Genomic DNA, 16618 nt, shown 5'->3' with positions numbered 1-16618 from the left:
CCTGGGGACTGGTCGCCGCGCCAGCGGTCGGCGGCGCCCTGGCGACCTGCGGCGCCGGCCTGCCCGACAGCCATCGGGCGCTGACCGGCGGGGGAGCCTGGCTCAATACCTCGCCGCTGCGCGCGGCCGATCTGCGGGGCAAGGTCGTGCTGGTCAATTTCTGGACCTACACCTGCATCAACAGCCTGCGGCCCTTGCCCTATCTGCGCGCCTGGGCGGAGCGTTATCGCGATCGCGGCCTGGTGATCGTCGGCGTGCACGCGCCGGAGTTCGCCTTCGAGCACGAACTGCCCAAGGTCCGCCAGGCGGTCGCCGACCTTGGCGTGCGCTACCCCGTCGTGCTCGACAACGATTTTCAGATCTGGCGGGCTTTCGGCAACTCGGCCTGGCCGGGTTTCTATTTCGCCGACGCCCAGGGACGTGTCCGCGATCGCCGTCTCGGCGAAGGCGACTATGACCAGTCCGAGCGGTTGATCCAGGCGCTGCTGCGCGCCGCCGGCGGCCAGACCATCGCCGACCCCATTGTCCCTGTCGCGGGGGAGGGGACGCAGGCCGCTCCGGATTGGGAAGACCTGGGAAGTCCCGAGACCTACGTCGGCTACGCCAAGGCCGAGAACTTCGCCTCGATCGACGGACCTCGCCGGGACCGGCCGGCGGTCTACCAATCCCCCACGCGGCTGCCGTTGAACGGCTGGAGCTTGTCGGGGACCTGGACCGTGGGGTCCGAATTCGCCGCGCTCGCCGGCGACGCCGGCGCGATCACCTTCCGCTTCCATGCGCGCGACCTTCACCTGGTGATGGCGCCGCCGGCCGATGGCCAGGTCGTCCGCTTCCGCGTCCGGCTGGATGGCGCCGATCCGGGCGCGGACCATGGGACCGACACCGACCCGCAGGGGTGGGGCGAGTTGCGCCAGGCCCGTCTCCACCAACTCGTTCGGCAGGCCGGCCCGGTCCGTGACCGCCTCTTCGAGATCGCGTTCCAAGGTCCTGGAGCGCGCGCCTACTGCTTCACCTTCGGATAGCGGAGACATCGGATGTCCTTGATCATCGATCCCTTGCGTCGCAGCCTGCTCGGCGCCGCGGTCGCCACAGCGGCGGCGCCCGCCATCGGCCTGGCCGCGCCCTTGGCCGAGGCGTCGAGCGACCCCTTCGCATCGCTTCGCAGCGTTCGGGCGGGCGATCTGGAGATCGCCTATGCGGAGCTGGGACCATCGGGCGGTCCGCCCGTCATCCTGCTGCATGGCTGGCCCTATGACATCCAGGCCTTCGCCGAGGTCGCGCCCCTGCTCGCGGCCCAGGGCCACCGCGTGATCGTCCCGTTCCTGCGGGGCTTTGGGGCCACGCGCTTCCTTTCCGCCGACACGATGCGCAACGGACAGCCCGCGGCGGTCGCGCTCGACACCATCGCCATGATGGACGCCCTGGGGATCAAGAGCGCCATCCTCGGCGGGTTCGACTGGGGCGCGCGCAGCGCCGACATCATCGCCGCGCTGTGGCCCGAGCGCTGCCGGGCCCTGGTCGCGGTCAGCGGCTATCTGATCGGCGGCCAGGCCTCGGGCGCCAAGCCGCTGCCGCCCGAGGCCGAGCTGCAGTGGTGGTACCAGTTCTACTTCGCCACCGAGCGCGGTCGCGCCGGCTATGAGGCCAACCGCCAGGCGTTCGCGCGCCTGATCTGGAGTCTGGCGTCGCCGAAATGGACCTTCGACGACGCCACCTTCGCGCGGTCGGCGCCGGCCTTCGACAATCCCGACCACGTCGCGGTGGTCATCCACAACTACCGCTGGCGGCTGGGCCTGGCGCAGGGCGAGGCCCGTTACGACGCGCTCGAGCAGAAACTGGCCGGTGCTCCGACGATCGGCGTCCCGACCATCACCCTGGAGGGCGACGCCAACGGCGCGCCGCATCCCCCGCCCGCGGCCTATGCCGCCAAGTTCACCGGCCGCTACGCCCACCGCCTGATCGACGGCGGCGTGGGCCACAACCTGCCGCAGGAAGCGCCGAGGGCCTTCGCCCAGGCCGTCATCGACCTCGCGCGCCTCTGAATTCTGGAAGGAAAGACCCCATGGAAGACAACATCATCGTCGACTCCAGCTTCACGGCCGTGATCAACGCGCCGCTGCACGCCGTCGACATTCCGACCTGGTGCTTCGGTCTGCCCGACGAGGAATACCAAGGCTGTTCTCCCGCCCACGTCGCCGCCGGCGCGACCACGGCGCCGGACGGTCGGCGCATGTCGATCAATGTCGAGGTGATCGGCGGCACGCCGATGGTGCAGCACTATGTCGAGCAGCTCGCCGAGCCCCACCACCTGATCCTGCAATCGGTCTCGGATCTGTTCACCGCCGCGGGCCGCACGACCATGGTGGTGATGTGGGAGCTGAGCGTCACGGCGATCGACGACGAGCGATGCGAGTTCACCAACCACGTGCGGACCTGGCCCACCGAGGAATTCAGCGCCTATCTCGATCGCCAGGGCATCCCGTTCGAGGTCTTCCAAGCTCAACGCCAGCCGTACAGCCTGGCGCACAACGCCGGCGAAACCCCGCTCTTCGCCGCCAGTCTCGAGCGCTTCGCCCTGCGCCAGGCCGCCGGAGCCTGAGCCATGACCTTCGATCCCAAGACGACCGCGATCCTGCTGGTCGACCCCTATAACGACTTCCTCAGCGAGGGCGGCAAGACCTGGCCGCGGCTGAAGGCGGTCGCCGAAGAGGTGAACCTGCTCGACCATCTTCGCACGGTGGTCGCCGAGGCGCGGGCGGCGGGCCTGCAGATCGTCTTCGTGCCGCACCGCAGGTGGGAGCCGGGCGACTACGAGCGCTGGCGCAACGCCACGCCCTATCAGCGCGCCGGCGCCCAGCGGCAGATCTTCGCGCGGGGCTCGTGGGGCGGAACGTTCCACGACGACTTCCAGCCCCGCGAGGGCGACATCGTGGCCAAGGAGCACTGGGGATCGAGCGGCTTCGCCAACACCGACCTGGATCTTCGGCTCAAACAGGTCGGGGTCCAAAGCGTGATCCTGATCGGCCTGATCGCCAACACCTGCATCGAGGCCACCGGCCGCTTCGCCATGGAGCTCGGCTACGAGGTCACCCTGGTGAAGGATGCGACCGCGGCCTTCACGCCCGAGGCGATGCACGCGGCCCACGAGATCAACGGCCCGACCTACAGCCGCGAAATCCTCGCGACCGAGGCGCTGGTGGCCCGGCTCCGGGAGATTCCGAGATGAGCGGCGCCCATCACCTCTCCGTCGACCGGTCCACGCCCGGCGTGTGGCGGGTCACGTTCGACAACCCGCCGATCAACATGCTGGCGCCCGCCGGGATCCTCGAGCTTCAGGCGCTCGTGACGCAGGCCGAAGCGGACGCCGAGGTGAAGGTCCTGATCTTCCAGTCGGCCGATCCGGACTTCTTCATCGCCCATTTCGATACGGGCAAGGCCGCGGAGCTGCCGCGCGAGCCCGGGCCCAGCGGCCATTCGCCCTGGATCGACGTGGTCGTCCGCCTGGCGCGCTCGCCGGTCGTCAGCATCGCCAAGATCGCCGGCCGCACGCGTGGGGTCGGCAGCGAATTCGTGCTCGCCTGCGACATGCGCTTCGCCAGCCGGCAGAAGGCGATCTTCGGCAATCCGGAGGTGGGCGTGGGCCTGCCGCCGGGCGGCGGAGCGCTGGAATGGCTGCCGCGCCTGATGGGTCGCTCTCGCGCGCTCGAGATCGTGCTCAGCGGAGACGATTTCGACGCCGAGACCGCCGAGCGCTACGGCTGGATCAATCGCGCGCTCGATGACGACGCCCTCGATGGCTTCGTCGACGCCCTGGCCGCCCGGCTGGCCTCGTTCGATCGCCAGACCCTGGGCGACTTGAAGACCCAGGTGAACCGGATCGGCGTGCCGACCGGCGCGGAGCTGGAAACCAGCAACAGCATGTTCTTCGAGGCGCTGAAGCAGCCGGCCTCCCAGGCGCGGCGGGCGCGGTTGGCCGGGCTGGACTACGGCCAGCGCGGCGACTTCGAGCTGAACTTCGGGCGCTACCTGCCCGGACTGGGCCGCGACTGAAGACGCGGCCCAAGCGCCAGCAAACAAGGAGACTCGGATGTCTGAGTTCAAGCTTGAGGTCGTTGTCCTGCCGGTGTCGGACGTGGACCGCGCGGCGGGGTTCTATCGCCGGCTGGGCTGGCGCGTGGACGCCGACATCACGACGGATGGCGGCGGCCGGATCCTGCAGTTCACGCCGCCCGGCTCGCCGGCGTCGATCCTGATCGGCACGGGCCTGACGCCGTCCGCGCCCGGCTCGGCGCAGTTCCTCCACCTGATCGTCAGCGATATCGAGGCCGCTCGGGTCGAACTGCTCGCCAAGGGGGCGGCGCCCAGCGAGGTCTTTCACGATGCGAGCGGCGGGTATAACCGCTTCGCCCCCGCGCTGCGGGCTTACGGTCCCGATCCGGACCGCCGTAGCTACGCCTCCTTCGTGACGTTCAGCGATCCGGACGGCAACGGCTGGGTGCTGCAGGAGATCACGACCCGCTTCCCGGGGCGGATCGACGCCGGCGTCACCCGCTTCGGCTCCGTCGCGGAACTGGCCGCGGCGCTGCGACGCGCGGCGGACGCCCACGGCGAGCATGAGAAGGCCAGCGGCGGGCCGGACACCAACTGGCCCGACTGGTACGCGGCCCATATAGCCGCCGAGCAGGCCGGCGGCTGAAACGCCATGAAGGCCTTTACGCTGGCGCTCGGCGCATTCGCCCCCGGATGAAACCTATCCATCGGCCAGGGATTGCCTGGCTGTCACGACGCTTGAATTGGGAGAGACGGATGACCACGGTTGAAGGCAGCAGGGGTGCGGCGCTCCATCCCATTCACGCCATTCTGCTGGCGTTTCCGGTGGCTCTGTTCGTGTCCGGACTGGTCACCGACATCGCCTATCTGAACACCGCGGTGATCCAATGGTCGAATTTCTCGGCCTGGCTGATCACCGGAGCGCTAGTGTTCGGTGGGCTCACCCTGGCTTGGGCGATCCTCGGCGCGCTGTTTCCCCGGCGCACCACGCGCGGCCGGGCGCTGGCCTTTCTGGTCATGGTCGCGATCATGTGGATCGCCGGCCTGATCAACGCCTTCCAACACAGCCACGACGGCTGGCCTTCGGTTGGGGCGTTGGGCCTGACCCTGTCGATCATCTCGTCGCTGTTCGCCCTGGTCGCCGCGGCGATCGGCTATTCGAGCCAACCTGTTGAGGGGATCGTGCGATGAGCGCGCGCTGGATCATCGTCGCCGCCACGGCGCTCACCCTGCAGGCTTGCGGTCGCAGCGACCCGGGCCTTGACCAGACCGGCCCTGGCAAACCGCCGCTGCCGGGTCAGCAGGAGACCCTGCTGCCGCCGATGAAGATCGCCACGCCCAGGGGCTGGAACGGCCAGGCGCCGGTCGTACCGAAAGGTTTCGTCGTCACCGCGATGGCGACCGATCTGAAGATCCCGCGGCAGATGCTGGTCCTGCCGAACGGCGACGTGCTGGTGGCCGAAGGCTCGGGCGGCAGCGAGGCCAAGCTTCGCCCCAAGGATTTCATCGCCGGCTACATCAAGGCCCAGGGCAAGACCAAGGTGAAGGGCGGCAACCGCGTGACCCTGCTACGTGACGCCGACGGCGACGGTCGCGCCGAGCTCAAGACGGTGCTGATCGACCACCTCAACGCGCCCTACGGCCTGGCCTACCTGAACGGCGCGATCTACGTCGCCAACCAGGACGCCCTGCTGCGCTTCCCGTATCAGGACGGCCAGACCCACATCGCCGCGACCGGCCAGGAGGTCACCAGGCTGCCGTCCAGGATCAACCACCACTGGACCAAGTCGCTGGTCGCCAGCGCCGACGGGACCAAGCTCTATGTGGGCGTGGGCTCCAACAGCAATATCGGCGAGCACGGCCTGGACGCCGAAGAAGAACGCGCCGTCGTCTGGGAGATCGATCCGATCACGGGCGCGCATCGCACCCTGGCGCGCGGCGTGCGCAATCCCACGGCCCTGGCGATCGAGCCCCAAACCAAGGCGCTGTGGTTGGTCGCCAACGAGCGCGACGAACTGGGCCCGCAGCTGGTGCCGGACTATCTGACCTCGGTGCGCGACGGCGGCTTCTACGGCTGGCCCTACAGCTATTGGGGCCAGAACGTCGATCCGCGCGTGCGTCCGCAGAAGCCGGACCTGGTGGCCAAGGCCATCGTCCCGGACTACGCGATGGGCTCGCACGTGGCGACGCTGGGCCTCAGCTTCGCGCGCGACGGCGGCTTTGGCGGGGCGTTCACCCAAGGCGCCTTCGTCGGCGAGCACGGCAGCTGGAATCGCCAGGATCTGTCCGGCTACAAGGTGGTCTGGGTGCCCTTCGCGGGCGGCAAGCCGGCGGGCAAACCGGTCGATTTCGTCACCGGCTTCCTCGACGGGAAGGGCCATGCCCGTGGCCGGCCGGTGGGCGTGGCCTTCGATCCGAGCAAGCGCATCCTGCTGATCGCCGACGATCTCTCCAACACCGTCTGGCAGGTCGCGCAGGTCCGGTAGACGCGCCGATCTTCGCGCCCGTTCGCCAGGCGTGGTCTGGCCAAAGCACAGGCCAAGCCGCAGCAGGTCGCTCGGACGGCGCGTCGTGGCCAAGGCCGGCGGTCGCCCGGCCGCTGACACGGACGGCGACGACAGGCATGCCCAGATGCCCGTCGTCGCCGGTCGACGAATTAATCGTAGAGCTGGCCCAGGTGGCGGCCCAGGTGATCCTCGACATCCCCCGGCTTCTGGAAGCCGCGAGCGGTCAAGGCGGCGATCCCGTCCTGCGCGGCGGCGCGACCGAGCGAGGCGATGCAGGCGTCCCAGCCGGCGCCAAGCTCGACGTCGGGCGCGAGGCTGGTGTTGACCAAGCGCTTGGTCTGGGCGATCGCCCACTTGTCGAATCTGGCGATGCGGGTGGCCAGCGCCTCTACGAAGCCGTCCAGCTCGGCGTCGGGAAGGGCGCGGTTCACATAGCCGTAGGCCTGGGCCTGCTCGCCCGAGAAGTCCTCCGAGCCCAACAGCACTTCCAGGGCGCGATTGCGGCCGATGAGGTGGGGCAAGCGCGCCATCGGGCCGCCGCCGGCGACCATCCCGACGCCAACCTCCCACTGGGAGATGATGGTCTTCTCGAGACTGGCGAAGGCCATGTCGCAGGCCAGCGCGATTTCGCTGCCGTTACCCGTGGCGCGTCCGCGGATCAGCGCGATCGAGGCCACCGGCGCCCGGGGCAGGCGCGCCAGGAAGTCCGGCCAGGCCGCCAGGCCGGTGGGACCCGGCGGGATGCGCGTCAGGTCTTCCAGCGGCGCGTTGAAGTCGGAGTGGTTGAGGAAGAAACCGTCGACGGCGCTGTCGAACACGACGACGCGCAGATCGCTGTCGGCCTCGATCGCCGCGATGAGGCTCTGGAACTGGCGGACGGTTTCGGGGCCCATGACATTGAGCGGCGGATTGTCGATCGTCACGCGCCAATAGGCCGGCGAGTGTCGGGTGATGTGAAGCTGTCTTGCGGTCACGGGGCTTCCCTTCGTGCTTAGGATGCAAGTCCTGCAAATGGGGCGCGCCGACTGGTCTGCGATTGGACGATGGTGTCGGTCGCGCCACGCGCGCCGGCCGACGACCGTCGATGGGGACGACCCGACCGATACCAAAGGCCACCTTTCATCCGTCGCCGCTCTGACCATCTCAAGGCGATGAAGGTGCAGGTCGATACGGCGCGAGCCGTTCGCCGCGACGGCCAGCCGGCGTCTCCCGCGCCTTTCGATGTCCGTTCAATTCCACCGAGGGAGAAGTGTCCTTGCCAGGTTCCCAGCCGAAAAGCCCCCCGACGCCGGCCCATTTTCCAGGCCAGGACAGATTCGTCGCGATCCATGCCGAGGACGTCGAATGGCGCCCGTTCCCGGCCTTTCCACCTCAAGCGCGATTGGCGATCCTGGTTGGCGACCCGACCAAGGCGGGTCCCTATGTGATCCGGGTCAAGCTACCCGCCGACGTCAAGATGGCGCCGCACCGCCATCCCGAGGACCGCATCTACACCGTCCTGTCCGGGGTGTTCTACATCGGCCTGGGCGACGACTTCGATGCTGACAAGCTGATGGCGTACCCGCCGGGCAGCGTGATCGTTCTGCCGGGCGGACAATCTCATTTCCATTGGGCCAAATCCGGGGAGTACGTCACCCAGGTCAGTGCGATCGGACCGCTGGGGCTGCATTATGTCGATCCCGCCAGCGACCCGCGCAACGCCGCGGCGGCGTTCGGGGGTGGGGGACGCAGCTGCGTGTTCGGGCGGGATTGAGGCAGCGCCAGCCAACAAATTGCCGGGCGCCTTTTGCCGGGCAAGTCTTTCTTTCGGACCCCCAGCTTTCCTTTCCACCCTAGGTTTTGCGGGGCCTCCGCCTGGCGCCCGACTTGCACGAGCTTGACCATAAGTAACCCAGCGTGAGGACTTGTAATGGTCAGTGCTACAGGCGTGACGGTCAGCTACGCGCCGACGACGCAACTTCCCCTTTCGCAGTTGGCCGTGAAGAACGGCTGGAAGGTTTCGACCGATCCGAACGGTGGTTCGACGCCCGCTGGCGAAACGGCCCAGGCGGAGTTCAGCCGGGTCGCCAAGACGACCCCCGCCGAGCAGATGCGTGGCGCGATGCTGAACAAGCTGGGCTTCGCCGAGGATCAGCTGGGGTCGATGAGTCTGGAGCAGCGCAAGGCTGTCGAAGACAAGCTCAAGGACATGGTCAAGCAGATGGCCGAAGCCGACACCTTCAAGGGAGCCCAGACCGGCTTGATCGCGGACATCAAGGCCTAGGTCTTTGTCTGGTCCGCAGGCATGGCGGGGTTGATGTCGGGGGGCGGGTCCTCCTGCCTCCGAGGACTCAGCCAGGGCGCGAGCATCGACGGGTGCGCGTCGACGACGGCCTTCGACCTTTCCGTCGTCGCGGGCCGCCATGTTGCGAATATCCGACCGGCAGCGGGCGAAGTCTTGTCCGCGAGTTGCGCGATTGGGCCGGGCTCGAAAGTTCAGTGACTTAGCCGGCTACCCCAACCTGCGCCGACAGGCGCGGAGCGTGCTTCCGCTCAGGTCGGGAGGAAAATCCAGTTGAAGATGTACTGGCCCTTGGGGGGGAGCTGGCTGTGGCGGCGCACGAGGTCCAGCGTCTCCACCCGTCGCAGCAGGAGCCCGTCGAGCGCGAAGGCGTCATAGCCGTAGGCGCACACCTCGGCGATCATTTCGGCGATCGGGACCTTGGAGTGTCTTTCCTCCATCTCGATGATGAGATTGGGCCGGCAACGCCGCAGGGTCTCTTGCGCGCCCTTGAGAACGGCCAGTTCATGGCCCTCGACGTCGACCTTCATGAAGCCGATGTCCCCCAGGTCCATGTCGTCCAGCCTGCGGGTCTCGATGGAAACGGCGCCGTATTCGTCGTCTCCGATCTTCTCCCGGCTGAGCGAGGCCCCTTGGTTGGAATAGCCACGGCGACCGCGAGGAATGCGCAGTTCCGCCGTTCCCGACGCATCCGACAGCGCGATGGCGTGGGGCGTGACCGTGGGCGCCGCGCCGCGTTCGAGCAGACGGAACATCTTTGGGTTCGGCTCGAAGGCGTGAACCGCCGCCGCGTGATGGCGCATCGCCTCGGCCCACACGCCCTTGTTGGCTCCGATATCCAGCGAAACGCGATCGGGGTCGGAGAGGAAGGGCACGAGCCGGATTTCGCGTTCCCCCTTCCGCATTTCCCGGCGCAGGGAATGGAGCAGGTGCAGGCGTTGAGGCACGAAGATGTCGCGAAGCTTCTCCTCGAAGGAGGGCGGAGGCTCCCAGCCCGGGGGCGTGGAAGACGGGGTTCGGGACTTGGCTGAAGTCATATCGGCGCGCCTGTGAATGCGTTTCGACCCAGGAAGGTCGCATCAATTAACGAGAGGGAAAATCGGACCGGGTGTCCGGCGGTCTCGGCCCTAATCCACCCGCATGAGCTCCGTCCGATACCGCTTCCAGTTTTCGACATAGTGCAGGGCCGAAGCCTGCAGGACGATGGCGTGGCTCTCGCCGATCTCGCGGATCACCTTGCCGGGCGCGCCCACGACCATCGAATTGTCGGGGATCTCCTTGCCCTCGGTGATCAGGGCGCCGGCCCCGATCAGGCAGTTCTTCCCGATCTTGGCGCCGTTGAGGATGATCGAGCCGATGCCGATCAACGAGCCGTCGCCGATCGTACAGCCGTGGAGCATGACCATGTGGCCGATCGTCACATTGGCGCCGATGGTCAACGGGCTGCCCGCGTCCGTGTGCAGTACTGATCCGTCCTGAACGTTGGTGTTTTCGCCGATATCGATCGGATCATTGTCACCGCGAACTATTGCGCCCCACCAAACGCTTGAATTCCTTCGCATGATGACGTTCCCCATTACCGAGGCATTGGGCGCGATCCAATATTCGCCCTCCGCGGGAAGCGAGGGATTTGCGGCGCCCAAGGAATAGACAGTCATCCGTACACCTCGTGTTCTAAAATCAGCCAGGGGCTTAACGGCTCATAAACCATGCCTGCCCCATTGTATTTGTGCGATTCGAGGGGGAACACTCCCACATCGGGAGACATTCTTCTCGTATCCGAGCCGTGCTCGATCATCGATCGCGGCCTCCCGACGACGGAGACCTTGAGTGTCGGTTTTGGGGTTTGGGCGTTCACTACCGCCTTCGGGGGCAAGCTCCGAACCGCCCGGCCGCGCTCGCGTCTTCGTCTATCTCCCCTGCTCCAAGGACGTCGCCATTCGGCCGCGTCCTTTTTTCATGCCTGAATGGAGGCTTACATGACCAAGCGAGCTCTCAAGCGGACCGTGCGCGAAGGTGCGAACGACGCAGGCCATTACGACGACGGCAAGGTGCGCCGCCTGCCGGTGGAGCATCGCAGCGCGTGGTCGCCGCTTGGGAATCCAGGGCATGAGGACCGGGACCAGAGTTATCTCAAAACGATCAAACCCAAATCGCCAGGCCAGGCCAGCCTGATGGAGGCGATCGACGACAAGAACCTGATCATGGCGCTGGGCCCGGCCGGCACCGGCAAGACCTACATCGCCATCGCCAAGGCCGTCGAAGCCCTGGAGGCCGGCAAGGTCGGCCGAATCGTGCTGTCGCGGCCCGCCGTCGAGGCCGGCGAGTCGCTGGGCTACCTGCCGGGCGACATGGAAGAGAAGCTGGCCCCCTATCTGCGGCCGCTCTACGACGCCATGAGTGATCGCCTGTCGGTCAAGCGGATGCGCGCTCTGATGGCCGAGGGGGCGATCGAGATCGCGCCGGTCGGCTTCATGCGCGGCCGCACCCTGAACAACGCCTTCGTGGTGATCGACGAGGCCCAGAACTGCACCTACATGCAGCTGAAGATGCTGCTGACGCGCCTGGGCTGGAACTCGACCATGGTGGTGACGGGCGACCCGAACCAGTCGGACCTGCTGCCGGGCATCTCGGGCCTGGGCGACGTGGCCGAGAAGTTCGAGGCGCTGGAGAACATCGCGGTGGTCCGCCTGGCCGACCGCGACATTGTCCGCCACCCGCTGGTCGCCGAAATGCTGGGCGTCCTCTAGCCCTTTCCGGGAAGGCGCCGTGAAGGGCAGCGTCGACCCGCAAAACGCGAAAATGCGGAACAACACTTGAGTTTGGGGCGGTCGGACGTGCAAGGTCCGACCGCCTTAACTGCTTTGGGACCCTTCATGTCGTCCGACGCCGCCGCGACTCCTCGTTCGGAGTTCACTATCCGAGGGGTCCTCCTCGGGATCGCCATCACCCTCGTCTTCACCGCCGCCCAGGTCTATCTGGGCCTGAAGGTGGGCCTGACCTTCGCCACCTCGATCCCCGCGGCCGTCATCTCGATGGCCCTGCTGCGCGCGTTCAAGACCGCGACGATCCAGGAAAACAACATCGTCCAGACCATCGCCTCGGCGGCGGGGACCCTGTCGTCGGTGATCTTCGTGCTGCCGGGCCTGCTGATGATCGGCTGGTGGAGCCACGTGCCGTTCCTGACCACCTTCGGCGCCTGCCTGATCGGCGGCATCCTGGGGGTCATGTACACCATCCCCCTGCGCCGGGCCTTGGTGACCAATTCCAACCTGCCCTATCCCGAAGGCGTCGCGGCCGCCGAGGTGCTGAAGGTCGGCACAGGCTCGCGGGCCGGCGCCGCCGAAGGCCAAGCCGGCTTGGTCGCCGTGGTGCTGGGCACCATCGCCTCGGCCCTGTTCGCCGCCCTGGCCGCCGCCAAGATCTTCGCCGCCGAAGTCGCCGGCTACTTCAAGGCCGGCGCCGGCGCGACCGGCCTGGGCGCTTCGAGCTCGCTGGCCCTGATGGGCGCGGGCCACCTGATGGGCATCACCGTGGGCGTGGCCATGTTCGCCGGCCTGGCCATCGCCTGGGGCGTTCTGGTGCCGGTCATGACCAGCCTGCATCCGATCCCCGGAGTCTCGGTGGCCGACCACGCCCTGACCGTCTGGAAGACCGAAGTGCGGTTCATGGGCGCGGGCGTCATCGGCGCCGCCGCCATCTGGACCCTGGGCAAGCTGGCCCTGCCGATCTGGTCGGGTCTGATGTCGGCGCTCGAGGCCAGCAAGGCCCGCAAGGTCGGCGGCGCCGTCATTCCGCGCACCGAGCAGGACATCCCGATCGGGATCGTCGGCCTGGTGTCGCTGTTGCTGCTGGCCCCGGCCGGCTGGTTCCTGGCCCACTTCCTGACCGGCGGCCCGATCACCAGCCTGGCCGTTCCGCTGGTGGCGATCGGCGTCGGCTACGTGCTGATCGCCGGCCTGCTGGCCGCCGCGGTCTGCGGCTACATGGCCGGCCTGATCGGTTCGTCCAACAGCCCGGTCTCGGGCATCGCCATCCTGACCGTCCTGGGCGCCTCGCTGATGGTCGGCGTCGTCGGCCGCGGGGTGATCGGCCCCGACATCGCCAAGGCCCTGGTCGCCTACGCCCTGTATGTCACCACCATGGTGCTGGCCGTGGCCGTGGTCGCCAACGACAACCTGCAGGACCTGAAGACCGGTCAGCTGGTCGACGCCACGCCCTGGAAGCAGCAGGTGGCCCTGATCATCGGCGTCGTCGCCGGCGCCATCGTCATCCCCTTCGTGCTGGAGCTGCTGAACCAGTCGAACGGCTTTGCCGGCGCCGCCAATCTGGCCACCGTGGCCGGGTCCACGCCGCTGAACGCCCCGCAGGCCACCCTGATCTCGACCCTGGCCAAGGGCGTGATCGGCCACGACCTGAACTGGAGCCTGCTGGGTTATGGCGCCTTGATCGGCCTGGGCCTGGTGATCGTCGACATCATCCTGCGCCGGTCCAGCAACGGCCGCCTCAGCCTGCCGCCGCTCGGCGTGGGTCTGGCCATCTACCTGCCCAGCACCGTCACCGCGCCGGTCGTGGTCGGGGCGGTGATCGGCTGGCTCTACGACAAGATGGTCGACAAGGACCGGATGGGCGAGGCGGCCAAGCGCCTGGGCGTGTTGATCGCCTCGGGCTTCATCGTCGGCGAAAGCCTGTTCAACGTCGCCCTGGCCGGCCTGATCGTCGCCACCCAGAAGCCCGGCCCGCTGGAGGTCCCCTTCGCGCCGTCCGAGCACGTGGGCATGATCTTCGCCCTGATCGCCGCGGCGGTCGTGGTGGCCGGGCTGTACGGCTGGGCGCGCCGGTCGGCGAACAAGATCCAGGCCTAGGTTCAGGTCTGAGCGCTTAGAGGGGACCCGGAGGGCGAGAGCTTTCCGGGTCCTTTTTCATTTCCCCTGCGATTGTCATCCCGGGCGTAGCGAAGCGAAGACCCGGGACCGCCGGAAGCTCCTAGCTCAGACGTCGGTCCCGGATCGGCGCGCTGCGCGCTTGTCCGGGATGACAACTATCTTGAAGGTTGGGTCTAGTCCGCCGCCAGCATCGTCAGCATCTGCTCGCAGCGGAACCGGAACCCCAGCGCCTCGTAGAGCGCGATGGCGCCGGCGTTGTGATCGTAGCTGTGCAGGAACGGGATCTCGCCGCGCGCGACGATCTGGCCGGCCACGTGCAGCATCAGCGTCGCCGCATAGCCCTTGCCGCGATGGTCGGGATGGGCGCAGACGCCGCTGACCTCGGTGAAACCGTTGGGCTGAAGACGCTCGCCGGCCATGGCCACCAGTTGGCCGTCGACCTTCACGCCGACGAAATTACCCAGCTGGTGGGTGCGTGAGAAGAACGGTCCCGGCGCGGTCAGGGCGGCCAGGGCCACCATCTGCGGCGAATCCGCATCGCCCAAGGGCTGGATCTCGAAATCCACGGGCTTGGGCCGGGCCAGGGTCTCGGCGACCATCTGGTTGAGCACGGCACGCTTGATGACCTGCGTCCCCGGCACGGGCGGAAGATCGAACCGCTCCACCACCCCAACCTCGCCGGGATGGGCATGAACCAACCGGCCCAGGGCGGCCAGGCTTTCGGGCGCGTGGTTGGCCGTCGCGGCGAACAGGCCGAAGTCGGGATGGACCCGAAACGCCCCGCCGTCGACCAGAGCCACATGCGCCTGCCGCGTCGTAAAGGCGTTCCACACCACGCGATCCAGCGGGTGCCCGCTCATCGGCAATAGGCCGCGATCAACGCCTTGACCGCGCCGACCACGGCCAGGGCCGGCTTGTCGTCGTCGTCGAACATCTGGCTGGAGGTGAAGACGCCTTCGATCAGCAGCATCATCGCATCGCCCAGGGCGCCGGGGTCGGACGCGCCCATCGCCTCGGCCTTGGCCCGCAGGCGGGCGCGCAGGTCCTGCTTGTGGATCTGCGCCACCGCTCGACCGGCGTTATCGCGGTCCGGATACTCGACCACGGCGTTGCTGAGCGCGCAGCCGCGATAGTCCGCGCCGCCCGAGCGTGCGGCCAGACCCTCGAAATAGGCGATCATCTGGGCCTTGGGATCGTCCGGAAACGCCCTCTCGGCCGACTCGAAGCGCTCCCAGAACCCGACCTCGACCTCGCGAAGCACGGCGGCGACCAGTTCGTCCTTGGACTTGAAACTGCGATAGAGGCTGGGCTTGGTCACGCCCGCCTTGGTGACGATCTCATCGACCCCGACCGCGCGGATGCCCTCGCGATAGAACAGGTCCCGCGCGGTGTCGAAGATCCGCTCGGCGGCGCGCGCGCCCGGATTGTACGGCAGCAGGTGCTCGGCGACCTTATCCGAGAGCTGCGGGGCGGAGGTTTTTTCGTCGATTTTCGTCATGGCGCTTGACGATGTTACTTACCGGTACGTATGCAAGGCGACAAGCCCCGTACCGATCGGTTACATCGCATGATCCAGACGCTTCGCCGCACGCTCGGAAACCGCTACGCCTTCGTGGTCGCCGCCGCGACCTTCCTGGCGCTTTTGTCGGCCGCAGGCCTCAGGGCCGCGCCGGGCGTGCTGATCCTGCCGCTGGAGAAGGCCTTCCATTGGGACCGGGGCTCGATCTCGCTGGCCGCGGGGATCGGCATCTTCCTCTACGGCCTGACCGGCCCTTTCGCGGCGGCGCTGATGCAGTCGTTCGGCGTGCGGCGCACGATCAGCCTGGCCCTGCTGCTGATGGCGGTCTCGACCGGCCTGTCGGCGTTCATGACCCAGAGTTGGCAGTACGTGGCCACCTGGGGCGTGATGGCCGGCGTCGGCAGCGGGGCGGTGGCCATGGTGCTGGGCGCGACCATCGTCAATCGCTGGTTCGTCCAGCGGCGTGGCCTGATGCTGGGGCTGCTGACGGCCGCCACGGCGACCGGCTCGCTGATCTTCCTGCCGGCCATGGCCTGGATCGCTGACCAGGGCGGCTGGCGGCCGGTGGTGCTGACCGTGGCCGCGGTCGCCGCGATCATGGCCCCGATCTGCTGGCTGCTGATCCCCGAGAGCCCCGACGCCATCGGCCAACGCCCGTTCGGCGCGCCGGACGACTGGACCCCGCCGCCCAAGGGCTCGGCCGCCAACGCCCTCGCCGTCGCGTTCGGCGCGCTGCACCGGGCCAGCAAGACCCGCACCTTCTGGCTGCTGTTCGGCGGTTTCTTCATCTGCGGCCTGACCACCAACGGCCTGATCGGCGTGCACATGATCGCCTTTTGCGGCGACCGGGGCATGCCCGAGGTCAGGGCCGCCGGCCTGCTGGCGCTGATGGGGCTGTTCGACCTGTTCGGCACCACGGCCTCGGGCTGGCTGACCGACCGCTACGACCCGCGCAAACTGCTGTTCATGTACTACGCCCTGCGCGGGCTCTCGCTGATCTACCTGCCGTTTTCCGACTTCTCGCTGATGAGCCTGTCGGTGTTTGCGGTGTTCTACGGGCTGGATTGGATCGCCACGGTGCCGCCGACCGTGCGGCTGGCGACCGAGGCGTTCGGGGATCGCGACGGTCCCATCGTGTTCGGCTGGATCGGGGCGGGCCACCAGCTGGGCGCGGCGACGGCGGCGATCGGCGCGGGGGTGATCCGCGCTCAGCAGGGGCAATATCTGGAGGCGTTCGTCATCGCCGGCGTCGCGGGCCTGTTGGCGGCGGGGGCGTCGCTTATGGTGCGGCGGTCGGTGGTGGCTGGAGCTGTGGCCTAAACCCCCTCAGTCGCTACGCGACAGCTCCCCCAGAGGGGGAGCATCTAGCGCGGAC

Annotated in this window: 18 protein-coding genes; 13 read left to right on the top strand and 5 right to left on the bottom strand. The window is 67.9% G+C overall.

The genetic code is table 11. The annotated features are described in order from the left end of the window. The 8 genes from WAL33_RS14815 to WAL33_RS14780 all read left to right on the top strand — a co-directional run. On the top strand, window positions 1-1022 hold a 1022-nt coding region (locus WAL33_RS14815), incomplete at its 5' end, for a redoxin domain-containing protein (RefSeq protein ID WP_422182285.1). A gap of 12 nt (window positions 1023-1034) precedes the next feature. Beyond that, on the top strand, window positions 1035-2042 hold the full coding sequence (locus tag WAL33_RS14810; RefSeq protein WP_422182284.1) for an alpha/beta fold hydrolase: 1008 nt from the start codon (window positions 1035-1037) through the stop codon (window positions 2040-2042). 20 nt (window positions 2043-2062) lie between these two features. After that, the gene (locus tag WAL33_RS14805) at window positions 2063-2599 is read left to right on the top strand and encodes a hypothetical protein (RefSeq protein WP_422182283.1); all 537 of its coding nucleotides are present in this window, start codon (window positions 2063-2065) and stop codon (window positions 2597-2599) included. Window positions 2600-2602: 3 nt separating this feature from the next. Continuing rightward, window positions 2603-3226 (top strand): cysteine hydrolase family protein, encoded by a 624-nt coding sequence (locus tag WAL33_RS14800; protein WP_422182282.1) that lies wholly within the window; start codon window positions 2603-2605, stop codon window positions 3224-3226. Next, window positions 3223-4050: an enoyl-CoA hydratase/isomerase family protein gene (locus WAL33_RS14795; RefSeq protein WP_422182281.1), complete on the top strand. Its 828-nt coding sequence runs from the start codon at window positions 3223-3225 to the stop codon at window positions 4048-4050. The genes WAL33_RS14800 and WAL33_RS14795 overlap by 4 nt, the downstream gene beginning before the upstream one ends. A 37-nt stretch (window positions 4051-4087) precedes the next feature. Further along, window positions 4088-4696 (top strand): VOC family protein, encoded by a 609-nt coding sequence (locus WAL33_RS14790; protein WP_422182280.1) that lies wholly within the window; start codon window positions 4088-4090, stop codon window positions 4694-4696. A 110-nt stretch (window positions 4697-4806) separates the two neighbouring features. Further along, entirely contained in the window at window positions 4807-5241 is a 435-nt protein-coding gene (locus WAL33_RS14785) for a DUF2231 domain-containing protein (protein WP_422182279.1), read from the top strand. Continuing rightward, window positions 5238-6536, top strand: a complete 1299-nt coding sequence (locus WAL33_RS14780) for a PQQ-dependent sugar dehydrogenase (protein WP_422182278.1) — start codon at window positions 5238-5240, stop codon at window positions 6534-6536. The genes WAL33_RS14785 and WAL33_RS14780 overlap by 4 nt, the downstream gene beginning before the upstream one ends. Before the next feature lie 170 nt (window positions 6537-6706). On the opposite strand, the gene WAL33_RS14775 is transcribed toward WAL33_RS14780, so the two are convergent. Beyond that, on the bottom strand, window positions 6707-7531 hold the full coding sequence (locus WAL33_RS14775) for an enoyl-CoA hydratase/isomerase family protein (RefSeq protein ID WP_422182277.1): 825 nt from the start codon (window positions 7529-7531) through the stop codon (window positions 6707-6709). A 275-nt stretch (window positions 7532-7806) separates the two neighbouring features. Between WAL33_RS14775 and WAL33_RS14770 the strand changes: the two genes are divergently transcribed. Together WAL33_RS14770 and WAL33_RS14765 are read left to right on the top strand one after the other, a co-directional pair. Beyond that, a complete protein-coding gene (locus WAL33_RS14770; protein ID WP_422182276.1) occupies window positions 7807-8310 on the top strand; it encodes a cupin domain-containing protein in 504 nt (167 codons plus the stop codon). Between the two features lie 156 nt (window positions 8311-8466). Next, a complete protein-coding gene (locus WAL33_RS14765; protein ID WP_422182275.1) occupies window positions 8467-8820 on the top strand; it encodes a hypothetical protein in 354 nt (117 codons plus the stop codon). Window positions 8821-9089: 269 nt separating this feature from the next. On the opposite strand, the gene WAL33_RS14760 is transcribed toward WAL33_RS14765, so the two are convergent. Beyond that, window positions 9090-9875: an FkbM family methyltransferase gene (locus WAL33_RS14760; RefSeq protein WP_422182274.1), complete on the bottom strand. Its 786-nt coding sequence runs from the start codon at window positions 9873-9875 to the stop codon at window positions 9090-9092. 90 nt (window positions 9876-9965) lie between these two features. Continuing rightward, on the bottom strand, window positions 9966-10496 hold the full coding sequence (locus tag WAL33_RS14755) for a gamma carbonic anhydrase family protein (RefSeq protein WP_422182273.1): 531 nt from the start codon (window positions 10494-10496) through the stop codon (window positions 9966-9968). Window positions 10497-10805: 309 nt separating this feature from the next. Here WAL33_RS14755 and WAL33_RS14750 point away from each other — a divergent pair, with 309 nt between their 5' ends. After that, window positions 10806-11588, top strand: coding sequence for a PhoH family protein (locus tag WAL33_RS14750; RefSeq protein WP_422182272.1), 783 nt, complete (start codon window positions 10806-10808; stop codon window positions 11586-11588). Between the two features lie 126 nt (window positions 11589-11714). Further along, window positions 11715-13703 (top strand): OPT family oligopeptide transporter, encoded by a 1989-nt coding sequence (locus WAL33_RS14745; protein ID WP_422182271.1) that lies wholly within the window; start codon window positions 11715-11717, stop codon window positions 13701-13703. A gap of 194 nt (window positions 13704-13897) precedes the next feature. Here the strand turns inward: WAL33_RS14745 and WAL33_RS14740 are convergent, their stop codons facing one another. Further along, the gene (locus WAL33_RS14740) at window positions 13898-14584 is read right to left on the bottom strand and encodes a GNAT family N-acetyltransferase (RefSeq protein ID WP_422182270.1); all 687 of its coding nucleotides are present in this window, start codon (window positions 14582-14584) and stop codon (window positions 13898-13900) included. After that, on the bottom strand, window positions 14581-15222 hold the full coding sequence (locus tag WAL33_RS14735) for a TetR/AcrR family transcriptional regulator (protein ID WP_422182269.1): 642 nt from the start codon (window positions 15220-15222) through the stop codon (window positions 14581-14583). Before WAL33_RS14735 ends, WAL33_RS14740 begins: the two co-directional genes overlap by 4 nt. Window positions 15223-15294: 72 nt before the next feature. Between WAL33_RS14735 and WAL33_RS14730 the strand changes: the two genes are divergently transcribed. After that, entirely contained in the window at window positions 15295-16563 is a 1269-nt protein-coding gene (locus WAL33_RS14730; RefSeq protein WP_422182286.1) for an MFS transporter, read from the top strand. Window positions 16564-16618 lie beyond the last annotated feature (55 nt).

The sequence above is a fragment of the Caulobacter sp. genome, from assembly GCF_049283275.1.
Lineage (GTDB): Bacteria > Pseudomonadota > Alphaproteobacteria > Caulobacterales > Caulobacteraceae > Caulobacter.
The sequence above is the reverse complement of the archived record's forward strand: the minus strand, read 5'-3'. Positions and strand labels throughout refer to the sequence as shown.